Source organism: Pontimicrobium aquaticum, from assembly GCF_005047595.1.
Taxonomy (GTDB): Bacteria; Bacteroidota; Bacteroidia; order Flavobacteriales; family Flavobacteriaceae; genus Pontimicrobium; species Pontimicrobium aquaticum.
This window is the reverse complement of sequence record NZ_SUPL01000001.1, coordinates 407947-426150: the sequence shown is the minus strand read 5'-3', so window position 1 is coordinate 426150 and position 18204 is coordinate 407947. Positions and strand designations below refer to the sequence as shown.

Here is an 18204-nt window from a genome sequence, read left to right as displayed (position 1 = left end):
AACAAATATTTTAATTTTTTTTTGCACTAAAAAGTATGTCGGCGTTTACCCAATAAACTTCTCCTTTTTCAACACCTGCCCATCCTCTTTTTTCAGGGTTATTATATTTTCTGGAGAAGATAAAATATTTCTCATCAGAAGACATATACGGACAATAATAATGCCAATTGCTTTCATATTTTAACGGTATTTCTTTTGGTTTTGTCCATTCACCATTATCATTAAACGTTATTTGAAATTTACCTTCTCCATTAGTTATCGCATACCGTTCATCAGGTGAAACATAAGTTATTAGTTCATTTTTTTTTGCCTTAATGTTTACGATAACAGGTGTTTCAAATTTTTCATTTCCTAAATATTGTGCACGATATGTATTCATTCCTCCTTCATCACTTGGTCTATTTGAGCGAAAATATAAACTTCCATCCGCCGTAACTACAGGATAAGTTTCAAAGTATTCCGTGGAAACTGAAAAATCCACTTTAGAGGCTAATTCCCACTTACCATTCACTTTTTTACTCTTATAAATGTCTGGTGGTATCGTGTAAAGTTCTTCTCGGGTAACATCATTTTTATAAAGCTTAGGGTCTACACCAAGAAAATACATTGTTTTTCCGTCTTTGGTAATTGTGGGATCACAAGCAACTGAAACTAAAACATCATCGTTATACATTTTAATAGGTTTAATGTCAGACCATTTTCCATTAATCAATTCAGAATGGTGAATAACAAAACTGTTGTCCACAATTCTTGAAAAGAACATTTCTGTATTGTCATAATTAAAAACTACATTAAGTTCGATACTGTCAGTATTAACAATTGATGGTGCAAATAATTCAGGAATTGTAGAAGGAGGCTCTTGGTCGAAATATGAAATAGTATCGTTCTTACAACTAAAAAATGTTACAATGATTAAGAAAATCGATAAAAATTTATTCATTACTGTTAAAATGTTTACTAATAAAAAGTTGGGGTAACCGTCTCTTATTATATAAGCAAAGTTAGTTTTCAGCTAAAATAAATAATGCTGTACTTTTACACTATAATTTTAAAGGAGTTTTAACTTAAAACTATTAACAAAATATTTTATAAGCTTTTTAGTTTATCATACTAGATGAAATTAACTTTACCTTTTTTCTTTTTTTTTCTTTGTTTTTTGGGCTTTACTCAAGAACAAACCTCTAATTACAAGACTAAAAAGGTTATTGTTAGGGATTCTATTTTGATTGATAGCGTGAGTATCAATTCCAGTATGTTTTTAGTGAAACTTAAAAATGGAGTTACATTAGATTCTACGTTTTATAATATTGATTTTTCCAAAGCATTATTAACATTTAAAAAGCCAATTGAAACCGATTCTATCATTATTGAATATTTGCGTTATCCAGAATTCTTAACGAGAACCTATAAGCAATTAGATGAAAGTATTATTGTTGAAAATACGAGTAATTTAGATAAGCTTTACAAATTATCACAACCAAGTGAAACCAATAGCTTCATTCCTTTTGATGGCTTGACTACTTCAGGAAGTATTTCTAGAGGGATCACAGTTGGGAATAATCAAAATTCGGTTTTAAACAGTGAATTAGATTTACAAATTTCAGGGAAGCTAAACGACAAAGTCTCTTTAAGAGCATCTATACAAGATGCTAATATTCCTCTCCAAGAGAGTGGCTATTCACAACGGTTGGACGAGTTTGACCAAATATTTATTGAGTTGTATAGTGATACATGGAACATTCGTGCAGGTGACATCGATTTACAAAACACGGAGTCTTATTTTGGTCAATTTTCCAAACGTGTTCAGGGATTATCCATCAATGCCAATTTAAATGGAGACGACTCTAAATCTAATATTTTTGCTGCAGGAGCTTTGGTAAGAGGTCAATTTAGCACCAGCACATTTAAAGGGCAAGAAGGCAATCAAGGACCTTATAAATTACAAGGGCAAAATGGAGAGCTATTTGTATTGATTGTTTCTGGAAGTGAAACGGTATATGTAAATGGCATTGCTTTAGAGCGAGGAGAAAACAACGATTATATTATTGACTACAATGCTGGTGAAATTATTTTTAACGCCACGTATCCTATAACTTCTGAGATGCGTATTGTGGTAGATTACCAATTTAGTGATAGAAATTACTCAAGATTCGTTGGTTATGGAGGCGGAAATTATCAAAGTGAAAAGCTAAAAATAGGTGTTTCAGTTTATACAGAAAAGGATGCTAAAAACCAGCCTTTGCAGCAAAATTTATCTGCCGAACAGGTACAAATTTTAAAAGATGCAGGTGATGATAATAACTTGATGGTAGCACCTTCGGCAGTTCCTGAAGCTTATAACGAAAATAGAATTCTGTACAAAAAAGAGACCATTAATGGTGTAGAGGCATTCGTATTTTCTAATGACCCAAATGATGAATTATTTAGTGTTAGGTTTTCATTGGTTGGCGATAATCAAGGTAATTATATTGTAAGTAACACCAATGCTATTTCTACAATTTACGAATATGTTGAGCCAATTTTGGGAGTGCCACAAGGAAATTACGAACCCATTGTGCAATTAATCGCGCCAACAAAGTTACAAATGGCTGTTGTAAATGGAACTTATACACCTTCGGAAAAAACAATTGTTAATTTTGAAATTTCGGCTAGCAAAAATGATCTAAATTTATTTTCGGCATTAGATGATGCTAACAATAACGGATTTGCAGGAAAGTTAAAAATCACACAAAACATTATTAAAAAAGATAGTCTTTGGAACTTAAACGCTTTTGTAGATGGCGACTATGTGAATGAAGATTTTAAAACCATTGAACGCTTGTACTATGCCGAATTTAACAGAGATTGGAATTTAGACATGCCTTTAGGAAATCAACAATTGCTTAAAACAGGATTGCAGTTAGTTCATGGAAACAAAGGGATAGCAACTTATCAATTTGAGCATTTAGGATATTCTGAAAACTTTAATGGAAACCGACACGTGGTTTTAGCAGATTTACGATTAGGAAGGTTTAACATCTTTTCAAATTCCAGTTTTTTAACATCGAATTCAAGTTTAAATACATCAGAATTTTCAAGATCCTTTAATAGAATTACTTATAATTTTAATAAGGGTTGGATAGGCACTAAAGTTGCTATAGAAGATAATGAGCAAAAGGAAAAATTAACAAGCGAACTCACGCCATTAAGTCAAAAATTCTCGTCGTATGAAGTATTTACTGGCATTGGTGATAGTACCAACGTATTTGTAGAAATTGGTTATAAAAACCGAGTTAATGATAGTATTAAAAACGGCCAGCTTCAAAAAGTGAATACCTCAAATACCTACTATGTACGCTCAAAACTTATTCAAAATAACAACACTAGTTTAGGTGTTTACGCAAATTATCGTGTTTTAAAAAGTGTTGATTCTGCTATCGAGGATTCACCATCGTTAAACTCAAGAGTTCAGTTTAGTCAAAAACTGTTTAAGCAAATAATGTTGTGGAATACTATTTTCGAAACTAACTCAGGAACATTACCACAACAGCAATTTACGTATGTTGAAGTAGAACCTGGACAAGGCGCTTACACTTGGATTGATTATAATAATAATGGCATACAAGAATTGGAAGAATTTGAATTGGCACAATTTCAAGATCAAGGAAAGTATATTAGAGTGTTATTACCAAATCAAGTATTCTTAAAAACACATCAAAATAGGTTGAGTCAAACGTTAACTATTAATCCTTCGGTTTGGTCATCTGCTGAAAATACAAGTCAGAAATTCTGGTCGCATTTTTATAATCAAACCTCATATTTAATTGATAGAAAAATAAAAAGAGAAGGCAATAATTTTAATTTAAACCCATTTGAAAGTGAAGCAGAAAATCAATTAGGACTGCAATTAAATTTTAGAAATGTACTCTTTTTTAATCGAGGGAAACAGCATTACACAACATCTTACATGTATTTATCTAACAAAGCTAGAAATGTGTTGTCTTTTGGGTTTATTGAAAATAATTTAAAGAGCCACCAATTTAATTTTAACCATAAAATAGCAAATACATGGTTGCTAAACTTAGATTCGGCTTTTAATAACAATGAAAGTATAAGTGAAAATTTTGTGAGTAAGAACTATAATATTGATGAAATAAAACTTAACCCAAAACTTTCGTATTTATTTAATGATGCTACTCGATTTGATGTGTTTTACCAATATGCAAATAAAGAAAACACTATAGGAAATTTAGAAACATTAACTCAGCAAAAGTATGGTGTATCATTTGCACTATCTAATAATCAAAAGGCCGCAATAACAGCCGAAGTAAATTATTTTTCAAACAAATTTGAAGGTAACCCTAACTCACCAGTTGGATACCAAATGATGGAAGGCTTACAACCAGGAAAAAATTTCACTTGGAACTTATTAGCTCAAAAAAAACTAACCCAGTTTCTTGATTTAAACATTAATTATTTTGGAAGGAAAAGTAAATTGAGTAAAACCATTCATACAGGAAACATACAGCTAAAAGCCTATTTTTAAATATTTTATTAGAATGAATGTAACCTAGGTATCAATAGTGTTCAGTTTTTTATTTATTTTTGAGCAACGATATGACAAAGTTGTTTTCCATACTATTTGCAAATTTGATACTTTTTCAAAGTTTCAATATTGGTTTTGATGATGTTTCAAAGCTCAATACGCTGTTGCAACATGCCTCATTTCATCAAGAGCAATATGGAGACAATTTTTTTGAGTTTTTAGCAGAACATTATGGCGAAGAGTTTATAAATCACAGTAGTGAACATAAAGAGCACGAAGATTTACCTTTTAAACATGACCAGCAAACGTGCCATCATTCGCCTACTATTTTTATGCCGCAATCTATAGCTATTGAACTAAAAGAAGCTTTATTTATAGATTCTGGTAAAACGTTCTTTTATAAAGAATCATATTCTTTATTCGAAAAACCTTCTGTGTTTCAGCCACCTAAACAAGCATAATTCATTAAAAAACGGTTCTGATTTTTAAGCAATCAGTCACATTTCAATTTTAATTAATTATGAATTATGTTAGAAAAAATCATAAAGTCAAGCTTAAAAAATAAGCTTCTTATTTTCCTTTTTACAGCATTTATTATTGGTTTTGGAATTTTCTCTTTAACCCAAATCCCTATTGGTGCTGTGCCAGATATTACCAATAATCAAGTACAAGTTATCACCACATCGCGTAACTTATCTACCCAAGATGTGGAACAATTTATTACCTATCCAGTAGAATTAGAAATGGCTAATTTACCTGGTGTAGAAGAGATTAGATCGGTCTCAAAATTTGGTCTTTCGGTAGTCACCATTGTTTTTGAAGACAAAATGGGTACTTACCTTCCAAGACAACTTATCGCTGAAAAAATAAAATCGGCTTCTGAGAAAATTCCTGATGGATTTGGCTCGCCAGAAATGGGGCCAATCACCACAGGTTTAGGTGAAATTTATCAATATATTTTAGACGTTAAACCAGGTTATGAAGACCAATATACAACTACTGAGTTACGCACTATTCAAGATTGGATTGTTAAACGTCAATTATCTGGTATTCCTGGCGTTGTAGAGGTTAATACCTGGGGCGGATTTTTAAAGCAATACGAAGTTGCCATTAATCCAAATAAGTTAAATGCTATGAATATTTCGATAGCCGAAATTTTTGATGCATTAGAAAAAAACAATAGTGTTGCTGGAGGAGGCTATATCGAAAAAACCAACGAATCTTATTTTATACGCGGTGAAGGTTTGGTAAAAAACCTAGAAGATATTGAACAAATCGTGGTAAAAAATGAAGGTACTCCAGTTTACATTAAAGATGTTGCCAATGTTGGCTTTGGAAGCGCTACCAGATTTGGTGCTATTACTGGTAATGGTGAAGGTGAAAAAGTACTTGGGCAAATTATGATGCTTAAAGATGGTAACTCAAAAGCTATCATAGACGCCGTAAAAGAACGCGTAAAATCTATACAAAAAAGCTTGCCAGAAGGTGTGTACATAAACGGATTTTTAGAACGAAGCGAACTTATTGGCAAAACAACATTTACCGTGTCTGAAAATTTAATTTTAGGCTCTCTAATAGTCATATTTGTGGTGGTTTTATTACTGGGTAATATACGTTCTGGGCTAGTGGTTGCCTCAGTGATTCCATTAAGTTTATTATTTGCCATTTCACTGATGAATATTTTTGGCGTCGATGCTAATTTAATGAGTCTTGGCGCTATAGATTTTGGGATTATTATTGATGGCGCCGTAATTATTGTCGAGTTTATTGCCTTTAGGATCATCAAGCAAAGCGAAAAACTAAAATCTCTAACTAGAGAGGCAAAACAATCAGAAATTGATCAAATTACACTAAAAAGCGCCTCAAAAATGATGAATTCTGCCATTTTTGGGCAGCTTATCATTCTTATAGTGTTTATTCCAATTTTATCATTAAGTGGTGTAGAAGGCAAAATGTTTAAGCCTATGGCACTAACCTTCAGTTTTGCTTTAATTGGCGCTATGTTATTATGTTTAACTTACGTACCTGTAGTGTCTTCATTATTTTTAAAACCAGAAGCACCCAGCAAAAAAAATGTATCGGTAAGACTAATGAAAGCCTTAAACTCATGGTACAAACCATCTATACATTGGGCATTATATCACAAAAAGACAGTGGTAAGTTTAGCAGGAATTTTATTGGCTATAAGCATCTTTTTATTTAGTAGAATGGGTGGCGAATTTGTACCTACTTTAGATGAAGGTGATTTTGTGATTCAACCTGTTTTAAAAACAGGAACTTCACTGGGGAAAACCATTGAAATCACAACTAAAATAGAAAAAATTCTATTAGACAATTTCCAAGAAGTTGATCAAGTGGTGAGTCGTATTGGTGCTGCCGAAGTGCCAACAGACCCAATGTCTATGGAAGAGAGTGACGTAATTATAAAATTAAAACCAAAAGACGAATGGGTAAACGCAGAAACTAAAGACGAGTTGGCCGATAAATTTAAGGAAGCACTAAGTGTAATTCCAGGTATGGAAGTAGAATTTACCCAGCCTATAGAAATGCGTTTTAACGAGCTTATTACTGGTGTTAGAGCTGATGTAGCTATCAAGATTTTTGGCGAAGATTTGTCAATATTAGCCAACAAAGCAGATGAAGTTAAAGAACTCATCAAAGATGTTGAAGGTGCTTCAGATATTATTATTGAAAAAGTTGAAGGTCTCCCACAAATGAGTGTTACCTTCAACCGAAGTAAAATTGCACGTTACGGACTTAATATTTCAGATGTTAATCAACTCATATCAATGGGGTTTGCAGGTGGAACAGTTGGTAATATTTTTGAAGGTGAAAAACGTTTTGATTTAGTCATTCGTCTGGATAAAAACAATCGAAAAAACCTGGAAAGTCTTCAAAATTTATATGTCGATACACCAAGCGGAATAAAAATTCCGTTAAGTGAATTAGCCGACATTAAATACACAACTGGACCTGCAAAAATTTCAAGGGACGATACCAAAAGGCGTATTGTTGTTGGTATTAACGTGCGTAATCGTGATTTACAGTCGGTTGTAGACGATGTAAGATACATCATTGATAGTCAACTAAAATTACCTGCTGGTTACAACATTACGTACGGTGGGCAATTTCAAAATTTACAAAGTGCGAAAGCACGTTTAATGGTTGCTGTGCCAATAGCCCTAGCTTTAATTTTCTTACTACTTTACTTTGCATTTGGTTCGGCTAAAGAAGCATTGTTGGTATATTCTGCAATTCCGTTATCTGCAGTTGGTGGTGTATTACTGCTATGGTTACGCGATTTACCTTTTAGTATTTCAGCAGGCGTTGGATTTATTGCACTTTTTGGTATTGCAGTACTAAATGGTATCGTACTTATTGAGCATTTTAAAGAGCTAAAAGAACAAGGTATGGATGATATTGAAGAACGTATAAAACGGGGTACTGCAGAGCGTTTGCGACCAGTATTATTAACTGCAGCAGCAGCAGCTTTAGGATTTTTACCTATGGCTGTGTCTACCAATGCTGGTGCCGAAGTACAACGTCCGTTAGCTACAGTAGTAGTTGGAGGTTTAGTTACAGCAACTGTCTTAACCTTAATCGTACTGCCTGTTTTATATGCGTGGTTTGAAACCAAAAAAGAAATAAGAATGAACAAAACAGCTGTTATTACCATTATTGGTTTCTTTTTTATGATGAATACCAATGCACAATCAAAATTAACAATAGATGAAACATTAGCTTTAGCAATAGAGAACAATGCATCTTTAAAAGCCTCTAGATTAATGGTTGAGGAAAAAGAAGCGTTAATAAATAGTGCATTTAGCTTCGACAAAACAAATGTTTATTATAATTACGACGAGAATAATTTAGCCATAAATAGTGAACCGTTAAAAGTCTTTGGAGTGTCTCAAGATTTTAAGTTTCCAACGGTTTATTTTGCCCAAAAGAAACTTAATAAAGCCGCACAAAATATTGCCGAAGCTGAGTATAACATGCAGCTGTTAAAAATTAAAAGAGAGGTGTATTCGGCATATTATCAACTAAGTTATACAAACGAAAAAGTTGCAGCTATTCAATATCTAGACAGTTTGTACAAAAATTTTGCAAAGGCTTCTGAAAGACGTTTTGAACTGGGTGAAACTAATTACCTCGAAATGATTTCAGCAAAATCAAAACAACGTCAAATAGAAATGTTATTAGGGCAAGCATCAAAAGAAGTTATTGCTGCACAACATCAGCTTAATAAAGTAGTACAGTCTGAATTAGCTTCATTTAACACCCAAACGCCTAATAGGCTTGAATTAAAAAGAACACTTAATAGTCCTAATGTTGGTTTAGCATATTTTGAAAGTTCAAAAGATTACTATAATTCAGCAATCAATTTAGAATCACAAAATTTGTTACCAGATGTAAGCATAGAGTATTTTCAAGGCACAAACAGTACTTTAAATTCAAACATAAATGGTTATCAAATAGGACTTAAAATACCATTATTGTTTAATGGGAATGCTTCAAAAATAAAAGCTTCTAAACTAGCTTTTAAAGCTGCTGAAGAACAGCAAAAAAACTACAAGTTAAGTTATGAAGCAGAGTTTAATACACTATTGGCAAAATTAGAACAACTAGATGAAGCGCTCATATATTATGAAACTCAAGGAAAACATCTTTCTGAAGAGATTATCAAAACAGCCGAGCAAAGCTTTAAACATGGAGAAATAGATTTTTTTCAATTCATCCAAAGCATTGAAAACGCAAAAGAAATTGAACTTAGTTATTTAGAAAATTTAAATCAATATAACCAAACAGTTATAGCCATTAATTACTTAACCTTATAAAATATCAACATGAAACATATATATAGCATTTTATTTTTACTAGTCATTTTGTCTTGTGGAAATAGCGAAAAAGAAGAAGTTAGTATAGAAACTCAAAGTCATCAAGAAGAGGTTGTTGTTTCAGCATCTCAGTTTGAGTCTGAAAATATGGCTTTAGGTGAACTATCTACGCAAGATTTTAACCAAACAGTAACAGCCACAGGATTTATAGATGTACCTCCATCAAGTAGAGCAAGTGTTACCGCATTTATGGAAGGATATATTAAAAACACACCGCTTTTAATTGGAGATGAGGTTAAAAAAGGACAGTTATTAGTAACACTTGAAAACCCAGAATTTGTAGAGTTACAACAGAACTATTTAGAAGTGTTTAACCAACTTACCTATTTAAAATCGGAGTTTGAAAGGCAAGAAACTTTGTATAAAGAGAATATCACTTCGCAAAAAAACTATTTGAAAGCTGAAAGTGATTACAAAGGGAATCTAGCACATTATAATGGATTAAAGCAAAGGCTAAAAATGCTCAATATTAATCCATCAAATGTTGAAAATGGCAACATATCATCAACTATAAATTTGTATGCGCCAATTGCAGGATCTATAACTAAAGTAAATGTAAGTAATGGGTCGTTTGTATCTGCATCTACTGAAATATTGGAAATCGTGAATACAAATCACATTCATTTGGAACTCATGGTTTTTGAGAAGGATATTTTAAAGATAAAAAAAGAACAATCCATTAGTTTTAAAGTTCCTGAAGCTTCTAACAATGCTTATAAAGCAGAGGTTTATTTAGTTGGAACATCGATAGACGTCACTGACCGAACTATAAAAATACATGGTCATATTGAAGATGACGAAAACTCGCCTTTTGTAACTGGAATGTTTGTGGAAGCTCAAATTATTACAGATGCTTCTAGTGGAAATGCTTTACCAAAAGAAGCAGTGGCTAAAATTGATGGAGCATTTTATGCATTAGTTTTACAAAACCAAGATGATGGATACGCTTTCGAAAAGACAAAAGTAGCGGTAGGAAAGCAAACAGAAGCTTTTGTAGAGGTTCTAAACACTCAAGATTTTAAAGATAAGCAAGTATTAACTAAAGGTACGTTTATGTTATTGTCTGGAGGAGAGTAAAACAAAAAAGCCTCAAGTTTCTTGCTTGAGGCTTTTTTATGTTTTATTGTTGGCTATATTTTCATCAACCAAGATTTCACATCTACTTCTTGTTTTATAATGTTTCGTAGTTCTCCAATTCTAACGCGTTTTTGTTCCATAGTATCACGATGTCTTATAGTAACCGAGTTGTCTTCTAAGGTATCATGATCTACTGTAATACAAAATGGTGTTCCGTTAGCATCTTGACGTCTGTAGCGTCTTCCAACGGCATCTTTTTCGTCATAAGCAACATTGAAATCCCATTTTAAATTATCAACAATCTTACGTGCTATTTCAGGTAAACCATCCTTTTTAACTAATGGTAAAATGGCTGCTTTAGTTGGTGCTAATACTGCTGGTAGCTTTAAAACAGTTCTTGTTGTACCGTTTTCCAGTTCTTCTTCTTGTAAAGAATTGGAGAATACAGCTAAAAACATTCTGTCTAAACCAATAGAAGTCTCAACCACATAAGGCACATAGTTTTTGTTGTCTTCGTGGTCAAAATATTGCAGCTTTTTTCCGGAAAATTCTTCGTGTGCTTTTAAATCGAAATCTGTACGTGAATGGATACCTTCTAATTCTTTGAAACCGAATGGGAATTTAAACTCTATATCTGCAGCAGCATCGGCATAATGTGCTAATTTTTCATGATCGTGAAAACGGTAATTATCTTCGCCCATTCCAAGAGATAAATGCCATTTAAGTCTGGTTTCTTTCCAATGCTCATACCATTCTTTTTGTGTACCTGGTTTTACAAAAAACTGCATTTCCATTTGCTCAAACTCACGCATTCTAAAAATAAATTGTCGTGCAACAATTTCGTTTCTAAAGGCTTTACCTGTTTGGGCAATCCCAAACGGAATCTTCATACGTCCCGTTTTTTGAACATTTAAAAAATTCACAAAAATACCTTGTGCTGTTTCAGGGCGTAAGTATAAATCCATAGCACTTTCTGCGGAAGCACCAAGCTTAGTTCCAAACATTAAATTAAACTGCTTTACGTCAGTCCAATTTTTGCTTCCTGTTAAAGGGTCAGCAATTCCAAGTTCTTCAATTAGTGCCTTAACATCAGCTAAATCTTCATTTTCTAAAGACTTTGCCATTCTAGAAAGTATAGTGTTTATTTTTTCTTGGTAGCCTAATACTCTTCCGTTAGTTGAAACAAATTCTTCTTTGTTAAAAGCATCACCAAAACGTTTTTCAGCTTTTTTTACTTCTTTTTCAATTTTAGTTTCAATTTTAGCACAATAGTCTTCAATTAAAACATCGGCACGATAGCGTTTTTTAGAATCTTTATTATCTATAAGAGGGTCGTTAAAAGCATCAATATGTCCAGAAGCTTTCCAAGTGGTTGGATGCATAAAAATAGCAGCATCTAGACCAACAATATTTTCATGCATTTGTACCATGGCTTTCCACCAATAGTCGCGTATATTTTTTTTGAGTTCAACGCCATTTTGCGCATAGTCGTAAACAGCACTTAAACCATCATATATTTCACTGCTTTGAAACACATAACCATACTCTTTTGCATGAGAGATTACCTTCTTAAATTTATCGTCTTGATTTGCCATGGTGCAAAAATAAAAAACCGTTCCATACAAAAGGAACGGTTACTTAAAAATTATTTGTTGAATTATTGTAAAATTATTTTAGTACTACCTACCCGTTTATTGTTGTCAAAAATATTTACTAGGTAACGACCAGATTTAAGAGTTTCTTCAACTCCAATGTTTACAGAAACATCTAATGTGTTTTTGCTATATAAAACGCTTGTTTTATAACTGTATATTAGTGATGATCTATCAAATTCAATGGCACCTTTATCTGAAACAACATTATTGTCTGGGCCAATTATTTGGTAGTAAAATTCTTTTTCCTGTATTGAAGCTAATGGATTTTCTGCAAGCACAAAATCTATTTTAAAGCTTTTAGTTTTGTTTGCTTTATTGGTTTCTAATAATTTTCCAGAATTTTTAATACCAAAGGTTGTGGTTTTAAATGAGTTTGCTGTAACTAATGCTCCTTTTTTTAGATTGTTATCTAGTTTAGCTTTTTCTTCTTTTAGGTTAGAAATAACATTCAATTGCTCATTAAGAATCTTAGAAATAGAAGCGTTTTGTTTTGAAAGTTCATTATTTACTATAGAAAAAGAATCTTCTTTTTTAAGTAAATGAGATTGTTGCTTTTTTAGAGATATTAATTCATTTCTATATTGATAAATCAACGACATATTAGCTTGTAATTTTTCTAAAGAATCTTGAGTTTGAGTAATATGTTGTTTAGAATTGTCTAATTCTAATTTTAATCTTTTGTTAATACTATCAAGCTTATCATAACTCGTAATGATTTTAGATGTCTGACTCTCTAAAAGCTTTTTTTCTTGTTTAAAAAAAGCTTCTTTTGACTGTGCTGAAGTATAGCTAGAGTAACTGTACACTATTAGAGCTGTAATAGCAACTACGAGGGTGCCTATAGTGAATCTGTAGTTAAATACTTGAGGGTTAACTATCATTACTTACTATTATTGGTTGATTTAATTAATTGAGGCGAAAATATATATTAAGTTTGTAGTAAATAATTTTAATCGTTAAAATGGTAAAAAACTTGTTGAATTTATTTTTCCCCAAAGTGTGTTATGCTTGCAATAATTTACTTGTAGATAAAGAAACATACGTTTGTACCGATTGTAGGCACAATTTACCAGTTACTAATTATCATTTTAATAATGATGATACGGTTAAAAAAGTGCTTTACGGACGTGTAAAATTAGAACATGCCACTGCACTTTTGAGGTTTCATAAAAAAGGAATGGTACAACAGCTTATGCATGGTTTAAAATACAGAGGCTATCAAGATATTGGTGAGTTTCTTGGGAAGTGGCTAGGGCATGAGTTAAAAAACATTGAAGCATATAAAAATATTGATGCAATTGTACCTGTGCCTTTACATAAAAAGAAACTTAAAAAAAGAGGGTATAATCAAGTAGAAAAGTTTGGCAAAGAAATAGCGAACGCTTTAGATATTCCATATATAGATACTGTGCTTAAAAAAACCACAGCAACGCAAACCCAAGTATTTAAAAAGCGTATAGCTAGATGGGGCAATGATAATGAGGTTTTTAGCTCAGCTAAACTAGATGTTTTAGCAAATAAACATATATTATTGGTTGACGATATTATTACAACAGGAGCAACAGTTGAAGCTTGTGCAAATGAACTGTTAAAAGCCAACAATGTTAAATTAAGTCTTGCCACTATGGCAATTGCGTAATAAGTTTTTCGTTTATCTAAATAAGTTGTTAATTTGTCTAAATAATTGATTTAATGCATCGTTTTTTATCTAATTTTTGTCTCTTAACTTTAGTTTGTACAGTTCTTTTTAATTGTGCAAATAGAGGCACTCCTTCTGGAGGCGAAAAAGATGTAACGCCACCTGAAATTGTTAGGTCAGTTCCTGAAAACAACTCCATAAACTTTAAAGGAAAGGAAATTAGAATTTATTTTGATGAGTATATTAAACTTAACGATATACAAAAGCAATTAATAGTATCGCCACCAATGGATCCTGCACCTGAGATTACGCCTTTGGGTTCAGCAAGTAAATATATTACGATTAAAATTCACGACACCTTACAAGAAAACACCACGTATGCTTTTAATTTCGGAACAAGTATTGTAGATAATAACGAAGGCAATCCTTATCCTTATTATCGTTATGTGTTTTCAACTGGCAACCATATTGATTCGTTAAGCATTAACGGATTTGTGAAAAATGCTCTAGAAAGAACACCTGACGATTTTGTGTCTGTCATGCTTTATGAAGTAAACGACACGTTTACGGACTCCATTATTTACAAGCAGAAACCAAAATACATCACTAATACATTAGATAGTACAACGACTTTTAAACTTGAAAACTTAAAAGCAGGTAAGTATTTAATGATTGCTTTAAAAGAGAAAAATGAAGATTATATTTTTCAACAAAAAACAGATAAAATAGCCTTTAAAAAGGAGTTCATTACATTGCCTTCTGATTCGGTTTACGAAATGAATTTATTTAAAGAAGTTACAGATTTTAAACCTGTGAGACCTAGTTTAGTATCTGGTAATAAAATTGCTTTTGGATACGAAGGAGAAGGTGAGGATATGAATATTGAAATTTTGTCTCAAACCACTTCAGATTTTAAAAGTGTCATCACTAAAGAAGTTGAAAAAGACACCTTAAATTTTTGGTATAAACCTAATTTTGAAGCAGATTCTGTAATGGTAAACGTTTCAAAAGCAGATTTTACCGAAACATTTAAAGTAAATTTAAGAGACCTAAAAAAAGACACTTTAATTGTGAAGCCTATAGAAGGCAGATCACTAAAATTGCAAGAAGATTTTCAATTGCAAGGAACAACACCATTTGCTTCAATGGATGAAAGTAAGATAACCATTTTAGATAAGGATTCTACTAATGTGTCCTTTACTAGCAGACTCGATACATTTAATAATACTTATAACCTCTCTTTTGATAAAACTGAAGAGAATATTTATAGAATAACATTACTGCCAGGAGCACTTACCGATTTTTTTGAAGACAGAAACGACACACTTAACTTTAATGTTCGTACGAAAGCTGAAATAGATTATGGTGAAATTCGTGTTAATTTACAAAACGCAGTATATCCTGTTATTGTACAATTAGTAGATAAAAAAGGAGAGCTAGAAGTTGAGCAATATGTTGAAGATGCTTCAAAACCAATTGATTTTTTAAGCCTCAATCCAGGGAAGTATTTTATAAGAGTAATTTTCGACACCAATAAAAATGGTAAGTACGATTCAGGTAATTTTTTAAATAAAATTCAACCTGAACGTGTAAGCCATGACTCTAAAGAAATTGATGTTAGAGCGTATTCGGAACAAATCATCACATTTACTTTACAGTAAACACATCTTTATCATCTAAAAATTTTAGCATGGTTCTAATTTTAGATACATGCTTTTTTTCTAGCGTTACAATTTCTATACCTTCTTTGTTGTTTTCTAAAGATGTTAGTTGTTTTCCTAATCCATCATAAGCAGCTGAGTGTCCAGAATACTCAAGATTATTAGCATCACTACCAACACGATTAACACCAATACAATAACTCATGTTCTCTATGGCTCTAGCCTTGAGTAAGGTGTCCCAAGCATCAACACGAGGTGTTGGCCAATTGGCTACATACATCAGTACATCATAATGTTCAACGTTTCTAGCCCAAACAGGGAAGCGTAAATCATAACAAATTAATGGACAAAGTTTCCAACCTTTATAATTAATTATGACTTTTTCACATCCAGCCTTATATACATCACTTTCACCAGCTAAAGTAAAGGTATGACTTTTGTCGTAGGTGTCAATGGTACCATTAGGCGTTACAAACACAAAACGGTTGTAAAAATTACCACCTTCTTTTATAACTAAGCTACCTCCAATAGCAGCATTTTTTTCTTTCGAAAGTTTTTTCATCCATTGCACTGTTTCGCCTTCCATGGTTTCAAAAACATTTTCAGGAGTCATCGTAAATCCAGAAGTGAACATTTCTGGTAAAAGGATGAAGTCAACAGTTTCAGTAATTGTGTCTATTTTTTCAGAAAAGTGTAATCTGTTTTCTTTAGGGTGTTCCCAAACTAAATCAGATTGAATAAGGGCTATTTTTAAAGTGTCTTGCATAGATCAAAAATAACTAAATATTGCATAATATTTCCGCACCTCTTTTTAAAGTATCATCGGTTTTTGCAAAGCAAAAGCGTAGCATCTTTTCGTCTAGCTTATTTTTATTGAACACCGAAATAGGGATAGAAGCAATGCCATGTTCTTTGGTAAGTCTGATAGCTAAATCATAATCGTTCTCATTCGAAATATTTGAATAATCCAATGCTTGAAAATACGTGCCTTTTGATGGTGTAAACGTAAATTTAGAATCCTTTATCAAGTTGAGAAACAGATCTCTTTTTTCTTGAAATAGCTGAGATAAATCCAAATAATGATTGGGTTCTTCTAAATACACAGCTAACGCTAACTGTATAGGATGATTCACACTAAACACATTAAATTGGTGCACTTTTACAAACTCGTCCATCAATTCTTTTGGTGCACAACAATAACCGGTTTTCCAACCCGTATTATGAAACGTTTTGCCAAACGACGCGGTGATGAAACTACGAGATTTTAACTCAGGAAATAAGCACACGCTTTGATGTTGTTCGTCATCAAAAATAATATGCTCATATACCTCGTCACTTAACACAACAATGTTTGTGTTATTGGTTAGCTTTTGTAATTGTAGCATATCTTCTTTTGAAAACACAGTACCACTTGGATTGTGAGGTGTATTAATAATAATCATTTTTGTGTTATTATTAATCGCCTTAGCAACGTTGTTCCAATCAATTTTATAATCAGGTTTATGCAATTGAATAGAGATGGCTTTTCCACCATTAAGTTCTATAGATGGAATGTAACAATCGTACGCTGGACGAAATACAATCACTTCGTCTCCAGGTCTAATAAGTGCAGTGATAGCTGTATAAATAGCTTGTGTAGCGCCTGCTGTAACCGTTATTTCATTGTCTGGATTATAGGTAGAACTGTAAAGATCATCGTATTTTTTTGCAATGGCTTCACGTAATTTTAAAACTCCAGGCATTGGTGCATAATAATTATAGCCAGCATTCATATTGGCACTTACTAAATCTATTAACTTTTGGTCGCCTTTAAAATCTGGAAAGCCTTGTGATAAATTAATGGCCTTGTGTTTATGCGCCAAAGCACTCATTACCGAGAAAATGGTGGTTTCTAAATTAGGAAGTTTGGATTGGTGGTTCATGTTATTGGTTGTTTATTAGAGTTGAATTTTGCTTAAAAAACAGTAATCTATTATAAACGTTTTATTTTTTTATTTAGCTATCAATTGATACTCCTGTTTGTTTATTATTCTCGAAAAACACATTAAAATAAAAAAAAGGATTTTCCTTTTGTTCAAAAGATAGTTCAAACCCATTGTCATTGGTTGTAATCGCTTTAACTTCCAATAGGTCTTCAAGAGAAGAAAAATCCATTTCGGCATTTTTATATTCTTCTTTGATAGCAATAGATGATTCAGATTTAAGATTGTCTTCATCAGATAAAGCTGATAAAACAATCTTTTTTTGTACTTGTGAAATTCTCTCTTGATTTCCTTCCATAAGAAGCTCAATAGACTTACCAAACAATTTAGTATTTCCAATCCAAATAACATCTGAACCTTTTATATAATCACTATTAAATTGCCCTAAATCAGAATCTACTATTTGTAGTTTAGTGTGACCTCTACCAAATAATTTTTTAAAAAAGCTCATAATTTTTTGAATTCACAACTATAAGTTATACAAACCGAAAATTACATAATTTTTAACTGCTTTAATAATTCTTGCTTATAAGTTCTTCCAATAGGAATTTTTAAATTGTTTATAAATACTTGATTGCCTGAAACCTTATCGACTTTTTTTACTATTAATGATAAACGATTTATGGACTTGTACAAACTGCTCACCACAAAGCTTTTCTATCCAATTTTTAAGCGAGTCTATATAGGTAAGTAATTGCTGTAGATAGAACTCCAGAAGCCTATAAAAAAAGCCCAACAGGCGAAGAGGAAGGCTTAAATATTATCAA

At 32.2% G+C, this 18204-nt stretch carries 13 protein-coding genes; 6 read left to right on the top strand and 7 right to left on the bottom strand.

Going from position 1 to position 18204, the window contains the following annotated elements; all coding sequences use genetic code 11:
* Positions 1-10 precede the first annotated feature (10 nt).
* The gene (locus E5167_RS01955) at positions 11-940 is read right to left on the bottom strand and encodes a PD40 domain-containing protein (RefSeq protein ID WP_136840487.1); all 930 of its coding nucleotides are present in this window, start codon (positions 938-940) and stop codon (positions 11-13) included.
* A gap of 174 nt (positions 941-1114) precedes the next feature.
* On the opposite strand from E5167_RS01955, the gene E5167_RS01950 reads away from it, so the two are divergent.
* From E5167_RS01950 to E5167_RS01935, 4 genes are all read left to right on the top strand, one after another.
* Positions 1115-4525, top strand: coding sequence for a hypothetical protein (locus E5167_RS01950; RefSeq protein WP_136840485.1), 3411 nt, complete (start codon positions 1115-1117; stop codon positions 4523-4525).
* A 104-nt stretch (positions 4526-4629) separates the two neighbouring features.
* Positions 4630-4986 (top strand): hypothetical protein, encoded by a 357-nt coding sequence (locus tag E5167_RS01945; RefSeq protein WP_239021921.1) that lies wholly within the window; start codon positions 4630-4632, stop codon positions 4984-4986.
* Positions 4987-5052: 66 nt separating this feature from the next.
* Positions 5053-9363 carry a CusA/CzcA family heavy metal efflux RND transporter gene (locus tag E5167_RS01940; protein ID WP_136840481.1) on the top strand — a complete coding sequence of 1437 codons (4311 nt, stop codon included), beginning with the start codon at positions 5053-5055 and terminating at the stop codon, positions 9361-9363.
* A gap of 9 nt (positions 9364-9372) precedes the next feature.
* A complete protein-coding gene (locus tag E5167_RS01935) occupies positions 9373-10500 on the top strand; it encodes an efflux RND transporter periplasmic adaptor subunit (protein WP_136840479.1) in 1128 nt (375 codons plus the stop codon).
* 53 nt (positions 10501-10553) lie between these two features.
* On the opposite strand, the gene E5167_RS01930 is transcribed toward E5167_RS01935, so the two are convergent.
* Positions 10554-12095: a glycine--tRNA ligase gene (locus E5167_RS01930; protein ID WP_136840477.1), complete on the bottom strand. Its 1542-nt coding sequence runs from the start codon at positions 12093-12095 to the stop codon at positions 10554-10556.
* A 62-nt stretch (positions 12096-12157) separates the two neighbouring features.
* Positions 12158-13036: a coiled-coil domain-containing protein gene (locus tag E5167_RS01925; RefSeq protein ID WP_136840475.1), complete on the bottom strand. Its 879-nt coding sequence runs from the start codon at positions 13034-13036 to the stop codon at positions 12158-12160.
* Between the two features lie 92 nt (positions 13037-13128).
* Between E5167_RS01925 and E5167_RS01920 the strand changes: the two genes are divergently transcribed.
* Together E5167_RS01920 and E5167_RS01915 are read left to right on the top strand one after the other, a co-directional pair.
* Complete coding sequence (locus E5167_RS01920) at positions 13129-13794, top strand: ComF family protein (protein WP_317130354.1); 666 nt, start codon at positions 13129-13131, stop codon at positions 13792-13794.
* A gap of 53 nt (positions 13795-13847) precedes the next feature.
* Entirely contained in the window at positions 13848-15455 is a 1608-nt protein-coding gene (locus E5167_RS01915; RefSeq protein WP_136840471.1) for an Ig-like domain-containing protein, read from the top strand.
* Here the strand turns inward: E5167_RS01915 and E5167_RS01910 are convergent.
* The 4 genes from E5167_RS01910 to E5167_RS15595 form a co-directional block, all read right to left on the bottom strand.
* The gene (locus E5167_RS01910) at positions 15442-16221 is read right to left on the bottom strand and encodes an amidohydrolase (protein WP_136840469.1); all 780 of its coding nucleotides are present in this window, start codon (positions 16219-16221) and stop codon (positions 15442-15444) included. The genes E5167_RS01915 and E5167_RS01910 overlap by 14 nt on opposite strands.
* 13 nt (positions 16222-16234) lie before the next feature.
* Positions 16235-17377 (bottom strand): methionine aminotransferase, encoded by a 1143-nt coding sequence (locus E5167_RS01905; RefSeq protein ID WP_136840467.1) that lies wholly within the window; start codon positions 17375-17377, stop codon positions 16235-16237.
* 73 nt (positions 17378-17450) lie between these two features.
* On the bottom strand, positions 17451-17888 hold the full coding sequence (locus E5167_RS01900) for a hypothetical protein (RefSeq protein WP_136840465.1): 438 nt from the start codon (positions 17886-17888) through the stop codon (positions 17451-17453).
* A gap of 135 nt (positions 17889-18023) precedes the next feature.
* Positions 18024-18173 carry a LytTR family transcriptional regulator DNA-binding domain-containing protein gene (locus E5167_RS15595; RefSeq protein ID WP_169301356.1) on the bottom strand — a complete coding sequence of 50 codons (150 nt, stop codon included), beginning with the start codon at positions 18171-18173 and terminating at the stop codon, positions 18024-18026.
* Positions 18174-18204 lie beyond the last annotated feature (31 nt).

What these genes read in the sequence shown, in the direction of transcription:
- E5167_RS01925 (WP_136840475.1), bottom strand. Translation starts at nt 13,036, where the DNA reads ATGATAGTTAACCCTCAAGTATTTAACTACAGATTCACTATAGGCACC.
- E5167_RS01950 (WP_136840485.1), top strand. Translation starts at nt 1,115, where the DNA reads ATGAAATTAACTTTACCTTTTTTCTTTTTTTTTCTTTGTTTTTTGGGC.
- E5167_RS01915 (WP_136840471.1), top strand. Translation starts at nt 13,848, where the DNA reads ATGCATCGTTTTTTATCTAATTTTTGTCTCTTAACTTTAGTTTGTACA.
- E5167_RS01900 (WP_136840465.1), bottom strand. Translation starts at nt 17,888, where the DNA reads ATGAGCTTTTTTAAAAAATTATTTGGTAGAGGTCACACTAAACTACAA.
- E5167_RS01955 (WP_136840487.1), bottom strand. Translation starts at nt 940, where the DNA reads ATGAATAAATTTTTATCGATTTTCTTAATCATTGTAACATTTTTTAGT.
- E5167_RS01930 (WP_136840477.1), bottom strand. Translation starts at nt 12,095, where the DNA reads ATGGCAAATCAAGACGATAAATTTAAGAAGGTAATCTCTCATGCAAAA.
- E5167_RS01940 (WP_136840481.1), top strand. Translation starts at nt 5,053, where the DNA reads ATGTTAGAAAAAATCATAAAGTCAAGCTTAAAAAATAAGCTTCTTATT.
- E5167_RS01935 (WP_136840479.1), top strand. Translation starts at nt 9,373, where the DNA reads ATGAAACATATATATAGCATTTTATTTTTACTAGTCATTTTGTCTTGT.
- E5167_RS01905 (WP_136840467.1), bottom strand. Translation starts at nt 17,377, where the DNA reads ATGAACCACCAATCCAAACTTCCTAATTTAGAAACCACCATTTTCTCG.
- E5167_RS01910 (WP_136840469.1), bottom strand. Translation starts at nt 16,221, where the DNA reads ATGCAAGACACTTTAAAAATAGCCCTTATTCAATCTGATTTAGTTTGG.